General features: G+C 62.8%; 17 protein-coding genes and 1 other annotated feature. Of the genes, 10 read left to right on the plus strand and 7 right to left on the minus strand.

From position 1 onward, the window contains the following. Positions 1–31: 31 nt before the first annotated feature. Positions 32–1,266, minus strand: a protein-coding gene (locus ACR0R4_RS05660) for an IS3 family transposase (protein ID WP_433646411.1) whose coding sequence is annotated in 2 segments (ribosomal slippage) — positions 32–984 and positions 984–1,266 — 1,236 coding nt in all. Because the reading frame shifts where the segments join, the coding sequence is not laid out codon by codon here. Then, positions 860–994, minus strand: a sequence feature (AL1L pseudoknot). Its footprint overlaps the gene before it by 135 nt. Here ACR0R4_RS05660 and ACR0R4_RS05665 point away from each other — a divergent pair. Next, positions 1,265–1,801 (plus strand): MFS transporter, encoded by a 537-nt coding sequence (locus tag ACR0R4_RS05665; RefSeq protein WP_433646412.1) that lies wholly within the window; start codon positions 1,265–1,267, stop codon positions 1,799–1,801. The genes ACR0R4_RS05660 and ACR0R4_RS05665 overlap by 2 nt on opposite strands. Positions 1,802–1,966: 165 nt before the next feature. Continuing rightward, entirely contained in the window at positions 1,967–2,269 is a 303-nt protein-coding gene (locus tag ACR0R4_RS05670) for a helix-turn-helix domain-containing protein (RefSeq protein ID WP_433646413.1), read from the plus strand. An 82-nt stretch (positions 2,270–2,351) separates the two neighbouring features. On the opposite strand, the gene ACR0R4_RS05675 is transcribed toward ACR0R4_RS05670, so the two are convergent. After that, on the minus strand, positions 2,352–3,536 hold the full coding sequence (locus ACR0R4_RS05675; protein WP_430270195.1) for a hypothetical protein: 1,185 nt from the start codon (positions 3,534–3,536) through the stop codon (positions 2,352–2,354). Positions 3,537–3,745: 209 nt separating this feature from the next. Here ACR0R4_RS05675 and ACR0R4_RS05680 point away from each other — a divergent pair, with 209 nt between their 5' ends. Next, positions 3,746–4,753, plus strand: a complete 1,008-nt coding sequence (locus tag ACR0R4_RS05680) for a DNA-processing protein DprA (protein WP_430270194.1) — start codon at positions 3,746–3,748, stop codon at positions 4,751–4,753. Positions 4,754–4,780: 27 nt separating this feature from the next. Here ACR0R4_RS05680 and ACR0R4_RS05685 read toward each other — a convergent pair whose 3' ends face one another. Together ACR0R4_RS05685 and ACR0R4_RS05690 are read right to left on the minus strand one after the other, a co-directional pair. After that, on the minus strand, positions 4,781–5,182 hold the full coding sequence (locus ACR0R4_RS05685) for a recombinase family protein (RefSeq protein ID WP_430270193.1): 402 nt from the start codon (positions 5,180–5,182) through the stop codon (positions 4,781–4,783). After that, entirely contained in the window at positions 5,182–5,565 is a 384-nt protein-coding gene (locus tag ACR0R4_RS05690) for a sulfate permease (protein WP_430270192.1), read from the minus strand. The genes ACR0R4_RS05685 and ACR0R4_RS05690 overlap by 1 nt, the downstream gene beginning before the upstream one ends. Positions 5,566–5,786: 221 nt before the next feature. On the opposite strand from ACR0R4_RS05690, the gene ACR0R4_RS05695 reads away from it, so the two are divergent. From ACR0R4_RS05695 to ACR0R4_RS05710, 4 genes are all read left to right on the plus strand, one after another. Continuing rightward, positions 5,787–7,238, plus strand: coding sequence for an SIR2 family protein (locus ACR0R4_RS05695; protein WP_430270191.1), 1,452 nt, complete (start codon positions 5,787–5,789; stop codon positions 7,236–7,238). Next, positions 7,235–7,876: a hypothetical protein gene (locus ACR0R4_RS05700; protein WP_430270190.1), complete on the plus strand. Its 642-nt coding sequence runs from the start codon at positions 7,235–7,237 to the stop codon at positions 7,874–7,876. Before ACR0R4_RS05695 ends, ACR0R4_RS05700 begins: the two co-directional genes overlap by 4 nt. Beyond that, positions 7,873–10,059, plus strand: coding sequence for an ATP-binding protein (locus tag ACR0R4_RS05705; protein ID WP_430270189.1), 2,187 nt, complete (start codon positions 7,873–7,875; stop codon positions 10,057–10,059). The genes ACR0R4_RS05700 and ACR0R4_RS05705 overlap by 4 nt, the downstream gene beginning before the upstream one ends. Before the next feature lie 109 nt (positions 10,060–10,168). Further along, complete coding sequence (locus ACR0R4_RS05710; protein WP_433646418.1) at positions 10,169–10,852, plus strand: hypothetical protein; 684 nt, start codon at positions 10,169–10,171, stop codon at positions 10,850–10,852. Between the two features lie 113 nt (positions 10,853–10,965). On the opposite strand, the gene mobF is transcribed toward ACR0R4_RS05710, so the two are convergent. Further along, positions 10,966–14,514, minus strand: a complete 3,549-nt coding sequence (mobF, locus tag ACR0R4_RS05715) for a MobF family relaxase (protein WP_430270215.1) — start codon at positions 14,512–14,514, stop codon at positions 10,966–10,968. Between the two features lie 270 nt (positions 14,515–14,784). Here mobF and ACR0R4_RS05720 point away from each other — a divergent pair, with 270 nt between their 5' ends. Next, positions 14,785–15,132: a DNA cytosine methyltransferase gene (locus tag ACR0R4_RS05720; protein WP_430270187.1), complete on the plus strand. Its 348-nt coding sequence runs from the start codon at positions 14,785–14,787 to the stop codon at positions 15,130–15,132. A gap of 10 nt (positions 15,133–15,142) precedes the next feature. Beyond that, positions 15,143–15,862, plus strand: a complete 720-nt coding sequence (locus ACR0R4_RS05725; RefSeq protein WP_430270186.1) for a hypothetical protein — start codon at positions 15,143–15,145, stop codon at positions 15,860–15,862. 203 nt (positions 15,863–16,065) lie between these two features. Here ACR0R4_RS05725 and ACR0R4_RS05730 read toward each other — a convergent pair whose 3' ends face one another. Further along, positions 16,066–16,905: a helix-turn-helix transcriptional regulator gene (locus ACR0R4_RS05730; protein WP_433646420.1), complete on the minus strand. Its 840-nt coding sequence runs from the start codon at positions 16,903–16,905 to the stop codon at positions 16,066–16,068. Positions 16,906–17,053: 148 nt separating this feature from the next. On the opposite strand from ACR0R4_RS05730, the gene ACR0R4_RS05735 reads away from it, so the two are divergent. Further along, on the plus strand, positions 17,054–17,794 hold the full coding sequence (locus ACR0R4_RS05735; protein ID WP_430270184.1) for an SDR family oxidoreductase: 741 nt from the start codon (positions 17,054–17,056) through the stop codon (positions 17,792–17,794). A 22-nt stretch (positions 17,795–17,816) separates the two neighbouring features. Here ACR0R4_RS05735 and ACR0R4_RS05740 read toward each other — a convergent pair whose 3' ends face one another. Then, positions 17,817–18,737, minus strand: a complete 921-nt coding sequence (locus ACR0R4_RS05740) for an oxidoreductase (RefSeq protein WP_430270183.1) — start codon at positions 18,735–18,737, stop codon at positions 17,817–17,819. Positions 18,738–18,746 lie beyond the last annotated feature (9 nt).

Genomic DNA, 18,746 nt, shown 5'->3' on the forward strand with positions numbered 1-18,746 from the left:
TGTCAAGTGTCGGGTTTGGTAGAGGGTTCTTTTATCGGGTTTCGAGTAGAACGGGTTGGGGATTCGCCGCCCAGTAAGCGGCTTCGTGCTCTGCCGGTGGGACGTGGCCGAGTTCGCCGTGGAGGCGGCGTTCGTTGTACCAGTCCACCCATTCGGCGGTCGCGATCTCGACGTCGTTGATTGATGTCCAGGGGCCGCGGTTGCGAATCAGTTCGGCTTTGTAGAGTGAGTTCAGCGCCTCGGCCATGGCATTGTCATACGAGTCGCCCTTGGAACCCACCGAGGCGACCGCGTCGCACTCGTCAAGGCGTTCAGCGTAGCGAATCGCACGATATTGCACGCCTCTGTCACTGTGATGGGTAAGACCAGTGAGGTCCTGGCCGGAGTGCTCGCGCCGCCAGATCCCCCTACTCAGCGCATCGAGTGCGAGATCAGTGTAGAGCCTGGTCGAGACCTGCCAACCGACGATCATGCGCGAGTACACATCGAGCACGAACGCGACGTACACCCACCCGGAGAACGTGCGCACATAGGTCAAATCCGCGACCCATAGCTCGTTCGGGTGTGATGCCACGAACTGCCGCTGCACCAAGTCCGTGGGTCGGTCGGTCTCGGGTGCAGGCTTCGTTGTCTTCGGGCCCTTCGCCCGCGCGATGCCCCGCAAACCGAGTTGCCGCATGAGCCGGCGCACGGTCGACTCTGCAACGCGCCGTCCCTCACGTCGGAGCTCCGCATGAATTTTCCGCACCCCGTATACGCCGTAGTTTGCCTCGTGGATCCGGACGATCGCGGCGCACAATTCCTCATCACGAACCGCTCGTGCGCAGAGCGGACGTGACTTCGCAGCGTAGTAGCTGGACGGGGCAATCTGCGCGGGAGTGTCTTCCAGTGCGCGGCAGATTGGCTCGACCCCGAACTCGGCGTGATGCGCGTCGATGTAGGCCACTTTCTCGGTCATCGTGACGGGCGGCCTGGCTCCGCCGCAAAGAAAGCCGAGGCGCTCTTGAGGATCTGGTTCGCGCGCTTCAACTCACGAACCTCACGTTCGAGCTCCGCGATCCGAGCAGCCTCGCTCGTGGTGATGGCAGGGCGTGTGCCGCCGTCGACCTCGGCCTGGCTCAGCCAGCCGCGCAGAGTGTCTGGGTTGATCCCGAGTTGCTTGGCGGTCCTCGTGGGCACCCCATAAGGGGAGTCAGAGTTCTGTTGCGCTTCGCGAACGAGGCGTACTGCGCGCTCGCGGAGCTCGGCGGGGTATTGCTTGGGCATGAGGGGTAGGTTTCCTTCCGGGAATCTCTACCCTCCATCAAACACGACACGATTCACAACCGCCGATCTTACGGGGCACGAGATCGGCCTCCTTTTCGCCCTGTATCCCGCGGTATGGGGCGTGGGTCAACTGCTGACCGGGGCGCTCTCCGATCGCATCGGCAGAAAATGGTTGATCGCCTCTGGGATGGCCCTGCAGTCGGGCGCACTGGTCGTCATCGCGCTCGGCGATAGTTTTTCCGGCTGGGCCACAGGGGCAGCTTTGCTCGGAGCCGGCACGGCGATGGTCTACCCGACGCTGCTCGCCGCGGTCGGAGATGTGGCACACCCGTCGTGGCGGGGGCGCGCGGTTGGCGTGTATCGGGTGTGGCGAGACCTCGGCTATGCGGCAGGAGCGATACTCGGCGGGCTCGTCGCCGATTCTCTGGGGCTGCACGCTGCCGTGTGGTTCGCTGTGGCGATCAGTGCGATCGCGGCGCTTCTCGTCTCGTTCAGAATGTACGAGACCCATCCGGCATCAGCCAGACAAGCATGAACGGTGGACCTCAGGACGTGCTTCTCAAACCCCCGGCGACCTCTCAAATCGCTGATTTGCCGTGTTCTCAAGGGAAATCGCCGCCCTTCGGGTCGCCCCACCTCCTCCACCAGGCCGGATGAGCGTGGCCCGGTGCGGAAAAAATCTGTTCAGTCTCAAACCCGTTTGAACGCCTCCAATCGAGCGGAACTGCTCGCTGGATACGCCGCTGGGGTGCCCGTTCGGGAGCTTGCGGGCAGGTTCGGAGTCCATCGCGCCACCATCTGGGAAGCTGCCACAGCCGCCGGTATCGAGAGGGGCAAGGCGGAGCTCTCCGACGAGGTACGCGAGCACGCGAGCCGTCTCTACGCGGAAGGAGTGTCGCTGGCCCACGTCGCCAAGCACCTGGGGATCAGTAACGAAGTTGTGCGGTCAGCCGTCATCGCCTCCGGTGGAACGATCCGCTCTGCGGGCAGGCAGCGTCGTTAGGAGTAGTCGGGTCTCTTCATCGTCGCTAGCTGCGCCGTTCGACTGTGACGGCAGCTTTACGCGACCAGAACCAGAACTCTCGTCAGGCCTTGTCCGCTTGCCCGGCTTTGCCGAGTGCCTTCGTCGCATCGTCTACGAGCTTGGGAAGATCTGCGGTATTGATTTCACCAGCGTGCTTGGCCGCGTCACGGTGCGCGAAGCGAGACAGAACATTCTTCACGAGTACCGCATCGCCCACTTGCACTCGTGCGGCCAGACGCACGTCGTCTCCTGAACTCGCGTAGAAGGGTGCCAGCGCTTTCAGCGAGAGCGCAACGTCCTCGGCTGTGTCGGCCTCCCTGAAATGACGGCCTGACTCGCGTAGCAAGAGTCCACCGAAGGCACCAATCACCGCTGCGACACTGGCGCGCAAGATACCGTCACCGACGGTGAGGTCGAAGTTGTTGTTGATGGCTTCGCTGACGATGAACCAGCCGACAGCACCAGCGAAGACGAAAGCGGCGGCCGCGCCGAACCGCATCCATTGGGCAGCTCGGCGCTCACGTTTGGATCGTCCGTTCCAGTCTGTTGCACTCAAGCTGCCTGCGGCGTGCTCTGCGAGTGCCTCGCCTGCGCGCGCGGTGGCTGCCAAAGAAGCAGCGTGCGAGAGAATGTTCGCGTTCTGCTCCTCGTCGAATCGGGTGCGCTCTTCCCACCAGTCGTGGAGCTTTTCACCCCAATCACGGTCGATCTCGGCTCTCGCGGTTGCGCTCACTTCTTTGATCGCTGTCCGTTCAGCCTCGACTGCGGCGGCAACGCTTTCGGCCTTCTTCTCCAACCCGTCAAGAGTTGTTTGACGAGCTGCTAATGACTTCTCTGTCTCGGCAACACGGCCCTCTAGCTCATTCAGACGTTCGGTGCGGGCCGCGATCTCCTTGTCCAGGAGCACGACATACGCCTCTTTGAGATCCTTTGGTGGCGGGAGCGGCAGAGCGCGAAGCGCAGACTGAAGCGCCTGCTGCTGGCCAGAAGATACATATCTAGCGAACTCAGCCTCTGTAGTTGGGAGGCCGTTGAGAGGGTTACTAAGTTCATCCAGGACGCCAATGTATAGCGAGGGTTGGCGCGTGGCCTTGGTCTTCTCAGCCTCAGACAGCCACTCGGCCACGTCGAGACGAAGCTGCTCGATTCGCTTGTCGCCAAACCGTGCCGCAGCAAGCGCTTCACGTTTGAGCGTCAACGTCTCCCAAACTGCGTGCTTACGATAACGCTCACTCGCTGTGGCCATATCTAGCTCCTTCTAAATGCTCGCCTCCGAGACGACCTATCTGCGGAATCCTTGGTCAGTCCCATCATCTCGTCTTCGTCCGACATCGACGGCTCGCACCGCCGGGCCGGGTGCCCACACTTGTGCTCAAAGCGCTGGACCGCGTGCTGGCTGGGCGCTCGTTGCTGGGTGCCAAGCACACCTTGTTCCCAACGAAGGGAGCAGAGCACGTGGACACGATCACAGGCTTAGCAACAGACGAACGCTCGGCGCGCATCCTCCTCACGACGATCTCTGAGCCAGGCGATGCGAGAACAGGCACATTGCTGCGTCGCCTCGGCGGAGTCGAAACTCTCCGGCTCCTCGACACGGAGACCATTGCGCCCGGCCTGGATGAAGCGACCACCGAAGTGTGGCGCTCTCAACTCAACGCCCGTGCCGACCTGCCTGCGGCGCGGAACTCGTTGGATAGCTTGGATGCCGGTCGTATCACTGTGCTCGTTCCCGGTGATGATGATTGGCCGGCGGGGTTTGCTGAGTTGGCGGATCAGGCACCGTATGCGCTGTGGGTCGATGGCGAATCGAGCATCATGTCTCGTCCGACGGATGATTTCGTCACGATCAGCGGTGCTCGCGCCGCGACCAGCTACGGAGAGCATGTCGCCTCGATGCTGGCTTCTGACCTTGCCGCGCACAGCCGCGTGGTCGTTGCCGGTGCCGCGTACGGGATCGATGGTGCCGTACACCGGGCAGCACTCGCCAGCGACGGCGCGACTGTGGCGGTGCTTGCCAGCGGCGTGGATCGCCCGTACCCGTCTGGGCATCGCGACCTCATCGAACGGATCGCTCAGCGCGGTGCCGTGGTCAGCGAGATACCGCCGGGCGGCTCGCCAACAAGGTGGCGGTTCGTCCAACGATCCCGGTTGCTGGCGGCGATGTCGTCCGCGACGGTCATTGTGGAGGCTGGGGTGCGTTCGGGGTCGCTGGGCGTCGCCGAGCAGGCCAGGAATCTTCAGCGTCCCGTGGGTGCGGTTCCCGGACCGATCACCAGCGTCACCAGCGCGGGACCGTTGCGCCTGATCCGAGACCACGGTGCCACGGTCATCACCGGCGGCGAAGACGTACTCGCGCTCACCAACCGTTCTCACTCTGTTGGCGGTCAGGGTCTCGATGCTCAACATCCTGGGGTTCAACGTGGGCAGTCCGCACTGCCGCCCGCGCGCGGATTGGGCCTGTAGCTCGCCTTGAGCGTCCTGCGGTGACGCTTATCGTTCCGTGAGGTCGTCGCCGTAGAGCGTGTTGAGGTCTGTCTCGGCAAAGAGGAGCATCTTGTCGCGGATGTCGTCGTCGGTGACGGGGCCGCTGACGATACCGGCGGCGACGTGGATGGTGAGTCCGGCTTCTTCGAGGAGGTTGGAGTTCTTCAAGTTCGCCAGTGGCGTGCGGCCCAGGCGGGAGAGGTCGCATACGACGACCTCGGTGGCACCGTTGCTGGCTGCCGTGCTGAGCACGTCCGACAGGCCTGGACCGGGGTGTCCGTACTCGGAGACGAAGCCGACCTCGGTGAGGCCGACTTCGCGCAGGTAGGAACGGCAGAGCTTGCGTTGCTGTTGTACCTGCTGCGCCGAGCTGCCTGCGGAGCGCGCGTAAATGATCGCGTTGCTCATCAACGCCCTCCCGCCAAAATAAGGTCGGTCTCCTGTGCGTCTTGCTCCGTCTTCTCCGCTTTGCGGATGGCGCGATGTTGGGCGTATTCGTGGGCGCGGGCTCGTGCGAGCAGGACGAGGCTGATGGGGCCGATCCAGAGCATCTTCAACGCTGACCAGATCGCGACGAACACGAAGAGGTTGAGCCAACCGGGACCGTCGTTCTGGGCGGCGGTGCTCAGCAGGTAGGCGACACCGAGGTACGGGATCGCGAGCAGCATCGCTGGCATGCCCCACTTCAACCCCCGCCGGGTGCGGATCGCGTCGAGAAGGATGTTGGACGGCATGTAGCGTCGCAGGAAGTAGCGGACTTGGACGCTGGCGGCCCAGAGTAGGCGGATCATCGTGGTGTTCCTCTCCATCGCACGGTCTGATAGACGAGGCGTGCGTTGAAGAGTGACCCGAGGGCCTGCCGCGTGCGGCGCGTTAGCGAGGGAATCTGCCTCGTGTTCGAGTCTACGCCGGAGCCCGGACGTTGCGGAAGAGCCCGACTTCCTCAGCTTGGGGAAGCGAGGTTAGTAGAGTGGGTGTCATGTGATCACCACGGCTGACCTCATCGGTAGACGTGAAAGCTCTCATCGATGAGGAGGACGTGTTGCCAGAAGCCGACCAGAGCGAGGCGGCGGACTCGACCGCCTTTCCGCCGGAGATCCTTCAACGCATCTCAGACGCAGCAGGCAGCCGTGTGGTACTCGTTGTCGGTGCTGGTGTCTCGATGGAGAAGCCGACCGGTTTAGCGAGCGGTGCATACTACTCCCGCGAAGCCCATCGACGACTTGTTAACGATGGAGTTCTGAACGAGGGAGAGTGCACAGATCCCGACGATCTCTCGGTTCTTGCCGACCTTCTCTACGACAAGTTCGGATCACAGACTGCACTCACGAGTCGTTTGCCGAAAGAGGCCTGGCGGACGGCAGCCCCTAACTCTGGGCATCTCATCGCGGCCGCCTTGCTCATCGAAGGTGCGCTTCGGCATGTGATCACCCTGAACTACGACCTGGCTTTCCAACACGCCGTGACCGAGCTGGGTAACAGCACGAACATTACGTTCGTAGAAGGTCCCGACGAGCATGCAAGCCTTGCCTCGCACTCCGTGGTGCATCTTCACCGAAGCGTCAATCAACCCGAAGAAACTTGGGTACTCAGAAAGAGAGCGCTCGATACAGACTGGGCTGCAGAGTGGGAGAGCGTAATCGCCGCAGCAAATCTCTCCGCCCCAGTCGTCATATTCGTCGGCTTGGGCAGCCCCGCCAATGTTCTCACCGAGAGCGTCAGCAACCTAGCCGCCAAAGCACAATCTTCCTACTACCTGGTCGATCGCAATCAAGACTCGAAGTTCCACGAGGCTTTGAGCGCGAACCTCACAGGTATGGTCAACCTCTACTGGGGTGACTTCATGTCGAGACTCGCTCAGAGAGTAGCGCTCGAACAACTGCAACGGATCCGTGACACGCATAATCAGATGGTTGGCGATGACCCCGACATGGCATTGCGCCAGTCGGAAGACATCGTAACCCCTATCGAAAAGATCGAGCTTCTGGACCTCGGTCGCGCGAGAGCTACCTGGCTCCTTGGCCCGTACCCCTACGCCGGGGAGGGAGATACCGCGAACCAACGGCAGATCGCACACCTCCTGGTGGCAACAGATCACATGACGGCAGCGCTCGCAGCAAGTCCTCCTGAGCTGGACGATCACGGCAGGCTCACAATCAGGACCGATGCGGGCTCAACGCTCGTCTTTGGGCTTGCGCATGGTGGAGGCACCATCGCTTGGAGCGCTATCAGCGCCAAGATCCGTGAGCGTAACAACAGTCTGGCCCCTCAGCTACGAACGAATCTGGTCGTGGTCGCTGGTGCGAGAACCACGCACACGCCAACTGTTGATGACCTGGTTCGAGAGAACACGACAGGTGATCTCATCAGAGGTGCCGACAGCATCTACCCGATCTTCGCAGACGATTACCTAGGACGGCCCGCGGCACATCTGCGGTCAGCGGTTGAGGAGCTACGACGATGACCAAGGCGGTTGTAACGAACGAACTTCTTCTCACCGAGATCACACGCCTACTCGCAGAGTCTGAGATCATCCGCGTGGACAACGAACGCCACCCATCCTGGCCCGTCGGATCGATGGCTTTTGAAGACGAGTACTCGGTGATTGCCATATGGACATTTGAGTCGGTTGAAGAGCTCGTCGCCGGATGGGGTGCGGCACAAGATCACGTAGTCGATTTCCTGGGCGCGAACGTCATTGCGACCGACCCGAAGTCATGGGACGGATATCTCATCCTCGTTGCCATGGATGGTGTCCCGGAGGAACTTGCTGCCGAGTTGAGCTCCATACGATCCGACACGCGACGCGTACGCAAGTTGGTGCTTACAGCAGACGATCTGCCAACTCGCGTCACAGATCCGCTTGAATTGACACCTCAAGTTCGGAGAACACTGGCACCGATTCTCGACCTTGATCTCGACACCACGCCGGGGAGAGCTGACCCCTTGGCCACGCTACCTTCGCGCATCGCGGGGTCCCTCAGCGGTAGTAACGCTCATCTCGATGTGGTCATTGCCGCATACGAGGCAGGCGACTCTCCCCTTGAAGCGCTCCATGAACGATTGATCGCAACCCAGCGGACAGGGACAGATGCACCATGAGAGTCACCGGAATAACCATCGCAGGGTTCGGCGGAGTCTCCGGCGAAGTTGACATCGACCTCGACGCAGACGTTGTCATCGTCGTCGGCGCGAATGGGTATGGCAAGACGACTATCTGCAACGCGATCTCATGGGCGATCTCGGGCAAGACCTCCAGCACGCAGGGCCCCCGAAACCTCTACAGCAAGTCGGGGACCACGGCGGTTGAGCTGCGAACCGACTTCGACGGTGACGGCGTTGTCATCACAAGGTCGCTGGAAAACCCGGACGAGACGGACGCCAAGAAACTGCGCGCTCCACTTCGAGTCCGCGTCAACGACCAGTCACTTCGTGGCACGGACGCTGAGTCATGGCTCCGCCAGAATCTAGCGGGCACCGATACGAACGAGGACTTCGCCACACTTGCGCAGTCGTTCGTGGACTCGATCTACCTGAAGCAAGAGTCGCTGCGCGAGTTTCTGACCGGGCGCCAAGACACGGAACGGTTCGATGCGGTGGCAAGCATGGTGGGTGCCGGGCGTCTACGCGAGTTCGCAGATGAACTTCAATCGCACAAGCGAGCATGGGTTCGCGCGGTCAACCAGGCCGATGCGGCACTCGAGGGCGATCGCGCAAAGCTCGACGACCTCGCAACCTCGTTGTCCGTGCTTGAAGCCGAGATCACCAGAGCGAATGCGGCCGAGGTGACCGCTCGATGGCAGACGTGGCGTAACGACGTTGTGGCGCTTGGGCTTGTCGCGACCCAGGACATTGAGGACCTGGAGCCGAGTGAGAGCGCGCTGACAAAGCTGCGCGCTGCCCTGAACCAGGAGCGCAGCACAATCGAGCAAGATGAGGCCGCCTTGCTTGCGACTCAGGCAGAACTGAGCGTGCCGCTCCCTGAAGGTCCGGCAGACGCCGAGGTCGTCGAAGTTGAGCGTCAAGTTGCTGATCTGACGGCTGAAAAGGATGAGGCTGAGCGCGACGTCCAGCAACTTCGCGTCGCAGTTGGAGAAGCAGACGCGGCACTTAGACAGGCAAGCTCTGTCCGCGAAGAGCTGGCAAGCATGGCGTCTATTTTGCTCCGTCACGTGGCTGACAACTGCGCAGCCTGTGGCCAAGAAGTTGACCAAGAGGCGTATCGTCGGCGCCTCGAAGGCATCGCAAACGAGACAGAAAATGCGGCCCTCAGAGAAGGGGCGGATCTACAACGGACAAACCTTCAAACCGCAGAAGAGCGCCTGGGGGAACTGTCACTCCACCTCAAAACCGCTTCTGATCAGCACCGCACCATGCTCGAACGCCGCGCGTCAGCGCTCGCCGCGAAAGAGCATCGAGAGAGCCGAGTGAAGGAGGTGCTGACCAGCTTCCTCGAAGATCAGCTCGCCTCGTCACCAGAGCCAGGCAACGAATTCTCACGACTGACCGCGGAACTGGAGCGTGTAGCGAGACGGAAGTCTCAGATCGCGCGAGCATTGGAGGCGGGACGCGAGTTCGATGCGGCAGCCTCACTGGACTCGTCAAAGATGCGACGCAATCGAATCGAGATCGAGTCCGAAGCACTCCGAAACTCATTGGTGTCTAAGGAGCAAGACATCGTCGATCGGCGCCACACGAATGACGTCGCCACCGCGCTTCTAGATGCAGTCAAGGCGGACGCGGAGACGTTTGTTGCCGACCGTTTGAAGCAACTAAAACCTCTCCTGCGTCAGTTCTACGCAGCGATCGATCCGCACCCAACATTTCGATCTGTTGAGATCACCACACGCCAGTTTGGTGGGAAGCACCGACTCACGCCGATGTTGCGCGACGATGAGGTTCAAGTCGATGTCACGGAGCCCGGAGAGACGCTATCCACATCGCAAGCGAACGCACTTGCTGTCTCCTTGTTCCTCTCTTTCAACCTCGGCTTCGCTCCTACTCACGTGAAGTCATTGATTCTCGACGATCCGCTCCAGAACCTGGACGACGTTCATCTTCTCGGCCTGGTTGACCTACTTCGCAAGATTCTTCCTCATCGCCAACTGATCGTCACAACCCACGATCATGCCTTCGCCTCGTTATTAGCGAGGAAGCTTCGTCCGGTAAGCGAAGACTTCCGAACCACCTACGTCCGCTTTACGAAGTGGGATCGCAACGGGCCCGGTGTCGAGCAATGGGATGTTCCTGCTGAGACCAGCCCGATGAAGCTAGTCGCGCCGTAGCGAACAACAGCCGATTGCGCCCCGACCGTCTCGGTGCACATCGTGCGGCACAACAGCAGGAGGATCTATGCGTGCAGCGTTAATTGAACTTCGCAACTCTAGCGCTGCCATGAAGCGGCTACTGCCGACATATATAGAGTCTGCACGCGAAGGTGTGATGCTTGATTCTGCGATCGGCGAGGTTAGCACTGTGGTTCGAGCTCTGCGAAGCTCTCTTGATAAAACTGCAAATCGTATCTACCTCGATACGCATGGAAGACCTGGTCGCCGAACATATTTTCCTCTCACCGATGACCCGTCTAAATTCGACAGCCTGCTAGAAAGCAATATTCCTGGGCTACCGCTTAGAGCGCCTATGGTTGCAGACGCAATTCGAACCTGTCAGCCATTCGTTCCCGAGTTCTCATGCCTAGCCCTTCTCCCCGGTTTGTATCGCGTGAATACTCACCACGGATTCGAACTGCAGGATAGGAGACCTTTCGTAGAAATTCGTGATTCTCCCGAGGGTTCCGAAAAGGATGAAAGAAGATGGGCTCACGATGAGCACACTTGGCCGGGTGTGATCATCGAAAGGAAGACTTGGACAATCCTCGGGAGAGGGGATTTTTCGGACGCTGACGTGGACTATCGCCAGGATTGGTACTTCGAACAAACGGGCAATTCTGTATTCGGCACACTCCTGGGCCTTCACAATGCGACGGTCAAAGCAATCGGAGCCATCTCCACTGCTAGGAACAAACCCCTTGAAGCCTTCGACTTCGCTTCGGTTTCTGTTCGAGTGGGGTTTGCTTAGATCCGTGACATGCGGGCACCGGAGAGGCAGCGTTACCTCCGCTAGGCACCTCAGAAGAATTCCGACTCGCCCGTATAGAACAACGTGCCGAAAGCACTCGGACAAGCTACCGATCACAAACCCCTAGCCGGCCCCTCCCGTCGAACCGTCCGCGACGGATCTTCACGCCCGTCTGCGTCATTGAGATCTCGGAGTCGTGCGAGGGAGGCTTTCGCGCGGGCAACGTCGATCTTCTGGGCTTGGGACTGAGGCTCGGCTCCGAGCGGTGACGATCCTGTGATCTGGTAGCGGTCGCGGTACGCGGCCACGGTGCGGGCGTGATGTCGCCAGGCTTGCCGCTTGCGCGGATCATCCGGCGTCGGCCCGAGCGTGGCAATCCAAGGCTCGGCCTCACTGAGAGCGGAGTCGAGCACGGCGTCGGCACGGGTCTCGATGAGTTCCCGCCGCTCATCAAGGGCTTGCCGCAGGTCTTCGCCCATCGTTCCGTGGGCGGAGGGAATCAGGCCGACGATCAGGCGGGGCGGTTTCTGCGTGCGGCCGGAGCCTGCGGGGCGTTCGGTGGCACGGGCGACGCGGTAGTGGAGGACGGAGGCTATGTCGTCGGCGTCCTCGAACCCTCGTGCCCGCACAAGCCTCGGCAACAGGGCCGCCATGTCGTGATGGTTCGCTTCTGCCCGTCGCAGCTCCGCGATGAGCGCGCCGAAGGACTCCGAGCTGAGCGCGGATTCCGTCTGCTCCGGCGAGAGGCCCGAAGCCTGGATGAGGTTTGCCCATCGGTCGTGTTGGGCGGCTTGGGCGATGGTTTCGTACTCGGCCGCGAGCTGCGCGATCGACCCCCACCGTTCGTGTTCGGCGGTGATCGTCTCGTGCGCGGAGAGTTCAGCGCCGACGTGCTGCAGGACCCCGTAGAGCACAGACCTGGCGGTGGCGTCGGGGTTCTCGCTCGGGTGCGCTTGCTCGTGGGCCTCGTCGGGTTGGTCGATGGCGACGTAAGCATGGTTCGCGTGGCGGCCGCGGGTCATGGAGACGTAGAAGTTCTCCCGTGTCGACCGGGCAGTTGCCACCGTGTGCGCTGTGTCGGTGGTGATTCCTTGCGCCCTATGCGCGGTCACTGCATATCCCAGATCCACAAATTCAGAAACGTAAGCAGTCGGGAGCACGATCGCACCGCCGAACCTCCGGTTGGTGGGGCGGATGGTGATGGAGCCATCGTCACGAACGCGGGTGATCTTCCATCGGTCACCGTTGCGCACCCAGGCCGCGCCGCTGCGGAGTCGTCGGTCGTTGTGGCGCGTGATGATCGTGTCACCGACACCGGCCAGGGTACCGTCGTTGAGTTCCACTTCCTTCGAGGGGCGGAGGGCGCCGTCGAGGATCAGATCAGCACGGGCACGATTGTTCAGCGTGGTGACGGTCTGGCCGCTCTCAGCGATCAGCACCGATACCTGCCCGTGCTGGGTGTCGGTGCGCCAGGCGTTGTAGGCGGCATCGATCATCGCCTCTTCCTCACCACCGTGGATGCGGCCCTGTTCGAGGTAGATGTCGATGACCTCGGTGCGTCCGTGCCGCAAGCTCAGAGAGGCGATCTTCTCCCACTCGTTGGTGAACCGGTGAATATCGACCAGCTCGGGAGCATCATCACGGTCGGAGACGAGGAGGTTGAACGCGCCGCCGGCGTCGACGGATTGGAGTTGGGCGTAGTCACCGACGAGCAGCACCTTCGCCCCGGACTGCTCGGCCAGTGCGGTGATGCGGTCGAGTGAGTGGGTGCCGGCGAGGGATGCTTCATCGATGATGACGAGCTGACCAGCGGTGAAGGTCGTGCCGTGGATGAGGTGGTTCTGCCACCACTTCGCTGTGTTCTCGGTCGCGATTCCCAGATCCTCACCCAGCACTCCCGCCGCGACCGACGACGGCGCAAGCCCGACCACGGAGCCCTTGCCGTGTCTGGTCTCCCATGCCCGGCGCAACGCGGACATAGCCGTTGTCTTTCCTGCCCCGGCAGCGCCGACGAGGACATCGACCACACGACCAGAGACGGCGATCGCCGACAGTGCTGCGGCTTGTTCGTCGCTGAGCATCCGCCCCTGAGCACCAGGCTGCCTGGTGACCTTCTCCACCGTCTCCAACGGCACTGTCGGTGCGGTCAAGGATCGGGAGCGTTCCAGGAGGCGGTCTTCGGCGGCGAGGAGATCTTCGGAGGAGAACACGGTGGAGTTTGCAGGCCGAAACCTGCTCGTGCCGCCATCACGCTGGAACAGCACAGGGCTCGAAGCCAACTCCGGCGGAGTCAACCGCAACGACCCTTGCTCGGCGGCGTCCGCGATCATCCCGGTGATCGCTTCCCGGTCCCGTGTGGAGGCGAACCGCCACCCCATGAGTTGCCGGGAGGCTTCGGTGTGCAGGTTCCAGCGCCGCCAGGTGGAGCGCTTCTCGCCGACCTCCCACACCACGACCTGAGCGACCTCGGCAATCAGATCGAGGGGAACATCGTCGGCGCGCAGCATCGGCGGGGTTGCGTCGGGGGTTGCGGTGACCGTGCGTGCCCATCCGGTCGCATCCGTGCCGAGAATCGTTCCAGCGCGGGCACACCAGTTCTCGGTGAGCTCGGCCAGTGAGTGGACGTGTTTTTCGGGGCGGGTGGCGAGGGTTGCTTGCGCCCGCAACTTCAGGACCGTCGCCGCACTCGGCTGCTTCCTGTGCTGCTGGACGTAGGCGTCGATGAGGCGGTTCTTCTCCTCATCGATCTGCCGCGCCCGCGTCGAAAACTCCACCACCAACGACTCCGGCACCGACGCGATCGCCCACGCAGGGTTACGATCCCTGCCCATATCGCGCGGCTCCCACGAGACACCGAACGTCCGGGTCATGTGGTCAGCGAAGACGGCCTCGTGCAACTCGGAGAGCGCGACGACCGCGGCGTGGAGGGGGCGGCCGTCGAGGGATCTCCACTTGCCGTCTTGCGCCGTCTGAACCTTGTTGCTGATGACAACGTGCGTGTGCAGGTGAGGATCGCCGGCGCGGGAATCGTAGTGGTCGAACGCGGTAGCGATCACCCCAGTCACATCGACCTGGGCTGCGGCACCGTCGGGACCGGTTGCACCGACACGGGTAGTTGCAACCTCCCGTTCGATGAACGCAACCACCTCCGCAACCGCCGCATAATGCGCATCCGCGATCAACGCCTGCGTGCCAGCATCCGCAACCGCCCACAACACCGACGCCGACTTCGGAACGCTGAACGTGTAATCGAACCCCGCCACCGCACGACGAGTTGTGCGGGCGTTCTCCTCCGCTTCAATCAGCGCGACCTGCTCCCGCCGCTCAGTCGGAGCCAACCCAGAATCAAGAGCATCAGTTCGGGCCTCGATGCGCTCCGAGACGGTGGCGTAGGCGGGATAGGCACGACCCAACGGATCGCCGGTGATCGGGTCACGACCCATGCCCACCAGGAGCTGAAGCTGTGCCTCCGAAACCTCCTCACCACTGACGATCCGGCCGCCACCGAGCGTGGGAAGGCCTGAGCCCATCCACCGGCCCGGCGGTGAACCCTTCTCCGCGTAATAGCGCGTCAACGGAGTCGAGAGGGAACGGTCGCCATCGGCGGCAGCGACGGTACGCAGCAGGTACTTGTAGCCGTCACCAGCACTCATCACCCGCATCGAAACCGTCACCGGAGTTCTCCTCTCGGAGCACAGGTGAGCTCGGTCCCGCAGGGTCAAATCAGAGTGGATTCGCGGGTCTAAAAACCTCATCTGCAAGACGCGTGGCATCTCAAAACGCGGGCCGGAAGCGGGAGCCGGAATCGCGGCTCCCGTGAGGCGATCAGTAGCAGTGGAGATGGCGGACTGAGCGCACCTGGCAGGTGACCTGAACGGTGACAGAACTCCAACGTGGAGCCCGGCCAAGGTTACGGACCAGGCGGAGCCACGATGCACGATCAACAGGCCACAAACCCCGATCAGCCGCTGCGCGTCGGGTCGCTGTTCGCCGGATACGGCGGCCTCGGTCTCGCCGTCGAACAGGTCTTTGGTGCTGAGACCGTCTGGTTCTCCGACGTCAACGATCCGGTCGCCCGCGTCTTCGCCCATCACTGGCCCGACGCCCCCAACCTCGGCGACATCACCACCATCAACTGGCGTGATGTGCCCCCCGGTGGACATCCTCTGCGGCGGATTCCCCTGCCTCAATGTCAAGTTCGAGCGCCACGTTGTCGGCCGAGGGTAGCTTCCGACATCAAGGGTGCTCGGCACGTTCGTGTCTCGAAGACACTTCGTTAGCCTGGTGGCTATGGATGTGCGTGCGTCGGCGATCGGTAGCCTGCAATCCGCAGGCTGGCTGTTCGCCCCGGCACCTGTGGGAGCATGGCTCGCCCCTGCCGCACTCGGGCGAGCACACAGCTCCGTCGCTTCATGGGTCTCGTCCTTCTCTCGGCTGTCGAGCGCTGACGAAGCAACGTGGTTTCTCTCCACAGACGATTACGCCGGCACGACGATAGACGGATTCGCGTGGAATGAGTTCGAGACGATCAGCCTGCATGCAGCGTCGACCGATGAAGAGCGTGCCGCGGTCACCGACTTCTGGACCGAGCATTTCCCGATCCTGCTGTCGGTCCGAGGGCACTACGGCTATCTTGCCGTCCGACGAGATGGCGCAATCGTGCACGGCGAAGAGCCCGAGTTCGAGCAGACCAGAGTTGTCGCTTCGGACCTCGACAAGCTACTCGAGGTGATCAGTCTCCGCCCGACGCCCGACGCCCGGCGACGGACGGATCGAGTCGCTGCTGTTCGACGTCGTCTAGAGACGCTGCCGTCCGCCGGGCTGCAGCCAAGCCCGCGTCGGGACGACGTCCAGATGATTCAGGCAGCAAGGCCAGCGACTGGCCTGATCGCTTTGGTGGCTGCGTCACGATTCCGAAGCAGGGCGAACACCCGCCTGGCAAGGTGGCGCTTGAGCGCGCGGATCGCCTCGGTGTTCGAGTTACCGAGCGTTCGACGGGCGGCGAGGTAGTCCTGCGCGGTTGGGTGCATGCGCTTCTGAGTGATCACGATCCGGTGGATCGCGGCGTTCATTCGCCGAGGACGTCGGCGAAATGAGCGACTCGACGGCGCGATCCGGGCGGGACCCGACCGCGTGCGACCGGCGAGATACCAGCCATTACTGGAGAGAGATCTGCCTGAACTGAGCGCTGTCGGTTCCCAAGGGCCGCGCTCCTATTCGGCGGTTAGGGATGCGAGCAGGTCAAGTTTCTCGGCGTCTGCGCTGTGCTCAGCCGGGTAGTAGACGACAAGGACAAGGTCGTCGATCGGCATCTTCTCGCGGTGGAGGCGCAGCGCGCCGAGACTCGGATGATTGACAACTGCGGTGCCACCCGTGAGCTGCCGGATATCATGCCGAGCCCACAGTGTGCGGAAGCGTGCGCTGGCGAGCGAGAGCTCGCCGACGAGTTCGATGGCGCGCGGGTCATCGGTCTCGTCGCCGAGGGAACGACGGAAAGCAGCGATGAACTCGTCGACGGCTGTCTCCCAGTCCTCGTGGAAGTCGCGTTCGGCGGGGTCCAGCATTAACGAGCGCAGTCGGTTGTTCCCTGGCTCCAGGCGGGGGTTGAAGGCGATCGCGAACGGATTGGCAGCGAGGACGTCGAAGTAGCGGTTCTCGATGAACGCGGGCATGTTCAGCGCTGCGAGCAGGTCGCGCTGCCGGGCAGGTACCCGCTCAGCGCGCCCGGAGGCTTTCGCACGGCGGACACGAGGGCGGGGGCCGCCGAGGCTCATCAGGTGGTCGGCTTCGACCTCGTCGAGGCGCAACACCCTGGCGAGGGATTCCAGGACTTGCGGTGAGGGGTTCTTGTCGCGGCCACGTTCGAGCCGGAAGTAGTAGTCAGCGCTGATGCCGGCGAGCAGCGCAACCTCCTCCCGCCGAAGACCGGGGACTCGCCGCCCTGATCCGGCGGGGATGCCCGCCTGCTCGGGAGTGACCAGCGCACGGCGCGCGCTCAGGTACTCCCCGAGCCGGTTGTCGTTGTTGCCGTCCATGCGATCAACGGTAGCCATTCCCGACCGATCGAAAGGTGCCCTGTCAGGACGCGGATCAGCGGGGTCCTTCCTCGGCCCCGAGCATCGGCCGAGCATGGATGCATGCCGGCGATCGAGCCGGGACACCATCCGGCCCATAGTCGGAGACGGACACGTGAGGAAGCACATGGATATCAACGGACGTACCGTCCTGATCGTCGGAGGCACCACGGGAATCGGACGTGCCCTCGCCCAGCGATTCGTTGACGCGGGCAGCACGGTCGTTGTCGGCGGGCGCAACATCGAGCAGGTCGATGGCGTCGAGACGGTGCGCATCGACGTCACCGATGCGGCGTCGGTCGCTCAGGCGCGCGATGAGGTGCTGGCGAAGCACCCCGACCTTGACGTCGTCGTGACGATGTCGGGGGTCATGCTCACTGAGGATCTGCGCGACCCGGACCACATCGCCCAGGCCGAGACCACGATCTCGGTGAACCTGCTCGGCACGATCCGCGTGATCGATGCGTTCACCCTCCACCTGCTCGGCCGTGGCGCCGGTGACATCATGACCGTTTCCTCGGGCATCGGCTTCCTGCCGTTCCCGCTCATGGCGACGTACGGCGCGTCGAAGGCGGCCGTGCACTCGTACACCGAATCGCTGCGCGCGCACCTCACCGGCACTGGCATCGGCGTGACCGAGCTGATCCCACCGGCCGTCGCCAACGCCGGCCAGGAGAAGCTCAACCCGAATGCCCTGCCCATGGGCGACTTCCTCGACGAGGTCATCGGGCTGCTCACCCAGAACCCGACTCCGAAGGAGATCGTTGTCGAGCGTGCCAAGCCCCTTCGCTGGGCTGAGCACGACGATACCTACCAGGAACTCCTCGCCGCTCGATCCCAGGCGCTCAGTAACCTCCCCGGACGCTGAGCTGGAGCAGCAGCGTCCCGGATCATCCGGGGCCGTCGCTTGTGGCGGCAAGGAGCGCAGTGATGGCGTCGCTGATCGGTGTGGGGATGTCGTGTCTGCGCGCGAGACGCGAGATGACGCCGTTGCGGATATCCCATTCAAGTGGTCTGCCCGCTTCCCGGTCGGTGAGGATCGAGGTGCTCATATCGGCGGGGAATGCTTGGAAGCGGGCCAGGATCGCGGCGGGCGTATCCTCACCGAGGACTGCTCCTTCGGCACGCGAGACGGCCAGGCACTCTGCCAGGTAGGCAAGCGTCAAGTACGCGAAGTCAGGGCGGTTGAACACGCCGGCGCGCCGGCCGGTGAGTGCCATGAGCCCGGCGGCGGCGTTCTGGAGGAGTTTGCGCCAGGCGAGGGTGGTGAAGTCGCCCGCGAGTTCGACCTGGCAGCGCGTGTCGCGCAGGACGTCCGCGATGCGCTCCGCTTCCGGTGATGCGGGAAGCGTCAGCCGGGGCTCGCCCCGCAGGAGGATGGTGCCGTCTTCCTGCGACTGCGCCGGGAACCAGACGACCGCGGGGACGACCTCTACTCCCTCAGGAACGTGGGGTCGAACGGCAGCGATTTGCTCGACGCCGTTCTGCAACACGCAAACCACAGTCCCGGGGCCGCACAGGGCACGCAGCCAGGGGGCTGCCGCAGCGGTCTGGGTTGCCTTGACCGCCAGGAAGAGCACATCCGCCTTCTCGGGCTGCGCAGCGGGATCGGTGCGCACGGGGCCGGGGACGACGATCCGGCGGTCGCCGTCGATCAGGGTGAGTTCCGTTCGCGGCGTACGACCATAGAGCGCCGGCGTGCTGCCCGCCTCATGCAGAAGCGCTGACACCGTCGTACCGATAGCCCCCGGACCCACCACACCAACCCGTATGCGCTCTCCGGAGGAGCCGCGCCGTTGCTCTGTCACCATGCTGCAATG

This window comes from Leucobacter fengyongliangi, from assembly GCF_050971685.1.
Lineage (GTDB): Bacteria > Actinomycetota > Actinomycetes > Actinomycetales > Microbacteriaceae > Leucobacter.

Coding starts and splice junctions, on each gene's coding strand:
- ACR0R4_RS05665 (WP_433646412.1), top strand. CDS start 1,265: ATGAGGGGTAGGTTTCCTTCCGGGAATCTCTACCCTCCATCAAACACG.
- ACR0R4_RS05675 (WP_430270195.1), bottom strand. CDS start 3,536: ATGGCCACAGCGAGTGAGCGTTATCGTAAGCACGCAGTTTGGGAGACG.
- ACR0R4_RS05685 (WP_430270193.1), bottom strand. CDS start 5,182: ATGAGCAACGCGATCATTTACGCGCGCTCCGCAGGCAGCTCGGCGCAG.
- ACR0R4_RS05690 (WP_430270192.1), bottom strand. CDS start 5,565: ATGATCCGCCTACTCTGGGCCGCCAGCGTCCAAGTCCGCTACTTCCTG.
- ACR0R4_RS05700 (WP_430270190.1), top strand. CDS start 7,235: ATGACCAAGGCGGTTGTAACGAACGAACTTCTTCTCACCGAGATCACA.
- ACR0R4_RS05705 (WP_430270189.1), top strand. CDS start 7,873: ATGAGAGTCACCGGAATAACCATCGCAGGGTTCGGCGGAGTCTCCGGC.
- ACR0R4_RS05710 (WP_433646418.1), top strand. CDS start 10,169: ATGAAGCGGCTACTGCCGACATATATAGAGTCTGCACGCGAAGGTGTG.
- mobF (WP_430270215.1), bottom strand. CDS start 14,514: ATGCGGGTGATGAGTGCTGGTGACGGCTACAAGTACCTGCTGCGTACC.
- ACR0R4_RS05720 (WP_430270187.1), top strand. CDS start 14,785: ATGCACGATCAACAGGCCACAAACCCCGATCAGCCGCTGCGCGTCGGG.
- ACR0R4_RS05725 (WP_430270186.1), top strand. CDS start 15,143: ATGGATGTGCGTGCGTCGGCGATCGGTAGCCTGCAATCCGCAGGCTGG.
- ACR0R4_RS05730 (WP_433646420.1), bottom strand. CDS start 16,905: ATGGCTACCGTTGATCGCATGGACGGCAACAACGACAACCGGCTCGGG.
- ACR0R4_RS05735 (WP_430270184.1), top strand. CDS start 17,054: ATGGATATCAACGGACGTACCGTCCTGATCGTCGGAGGCACCACGGGA.
- ACR0R4_RS05740 (WP_430270183.1), bottom strand. CDS start 18,737: ATGGTGACAGAGCAACGGCGCGGCTCCTCCGGAGAGCGCATACGGGTT.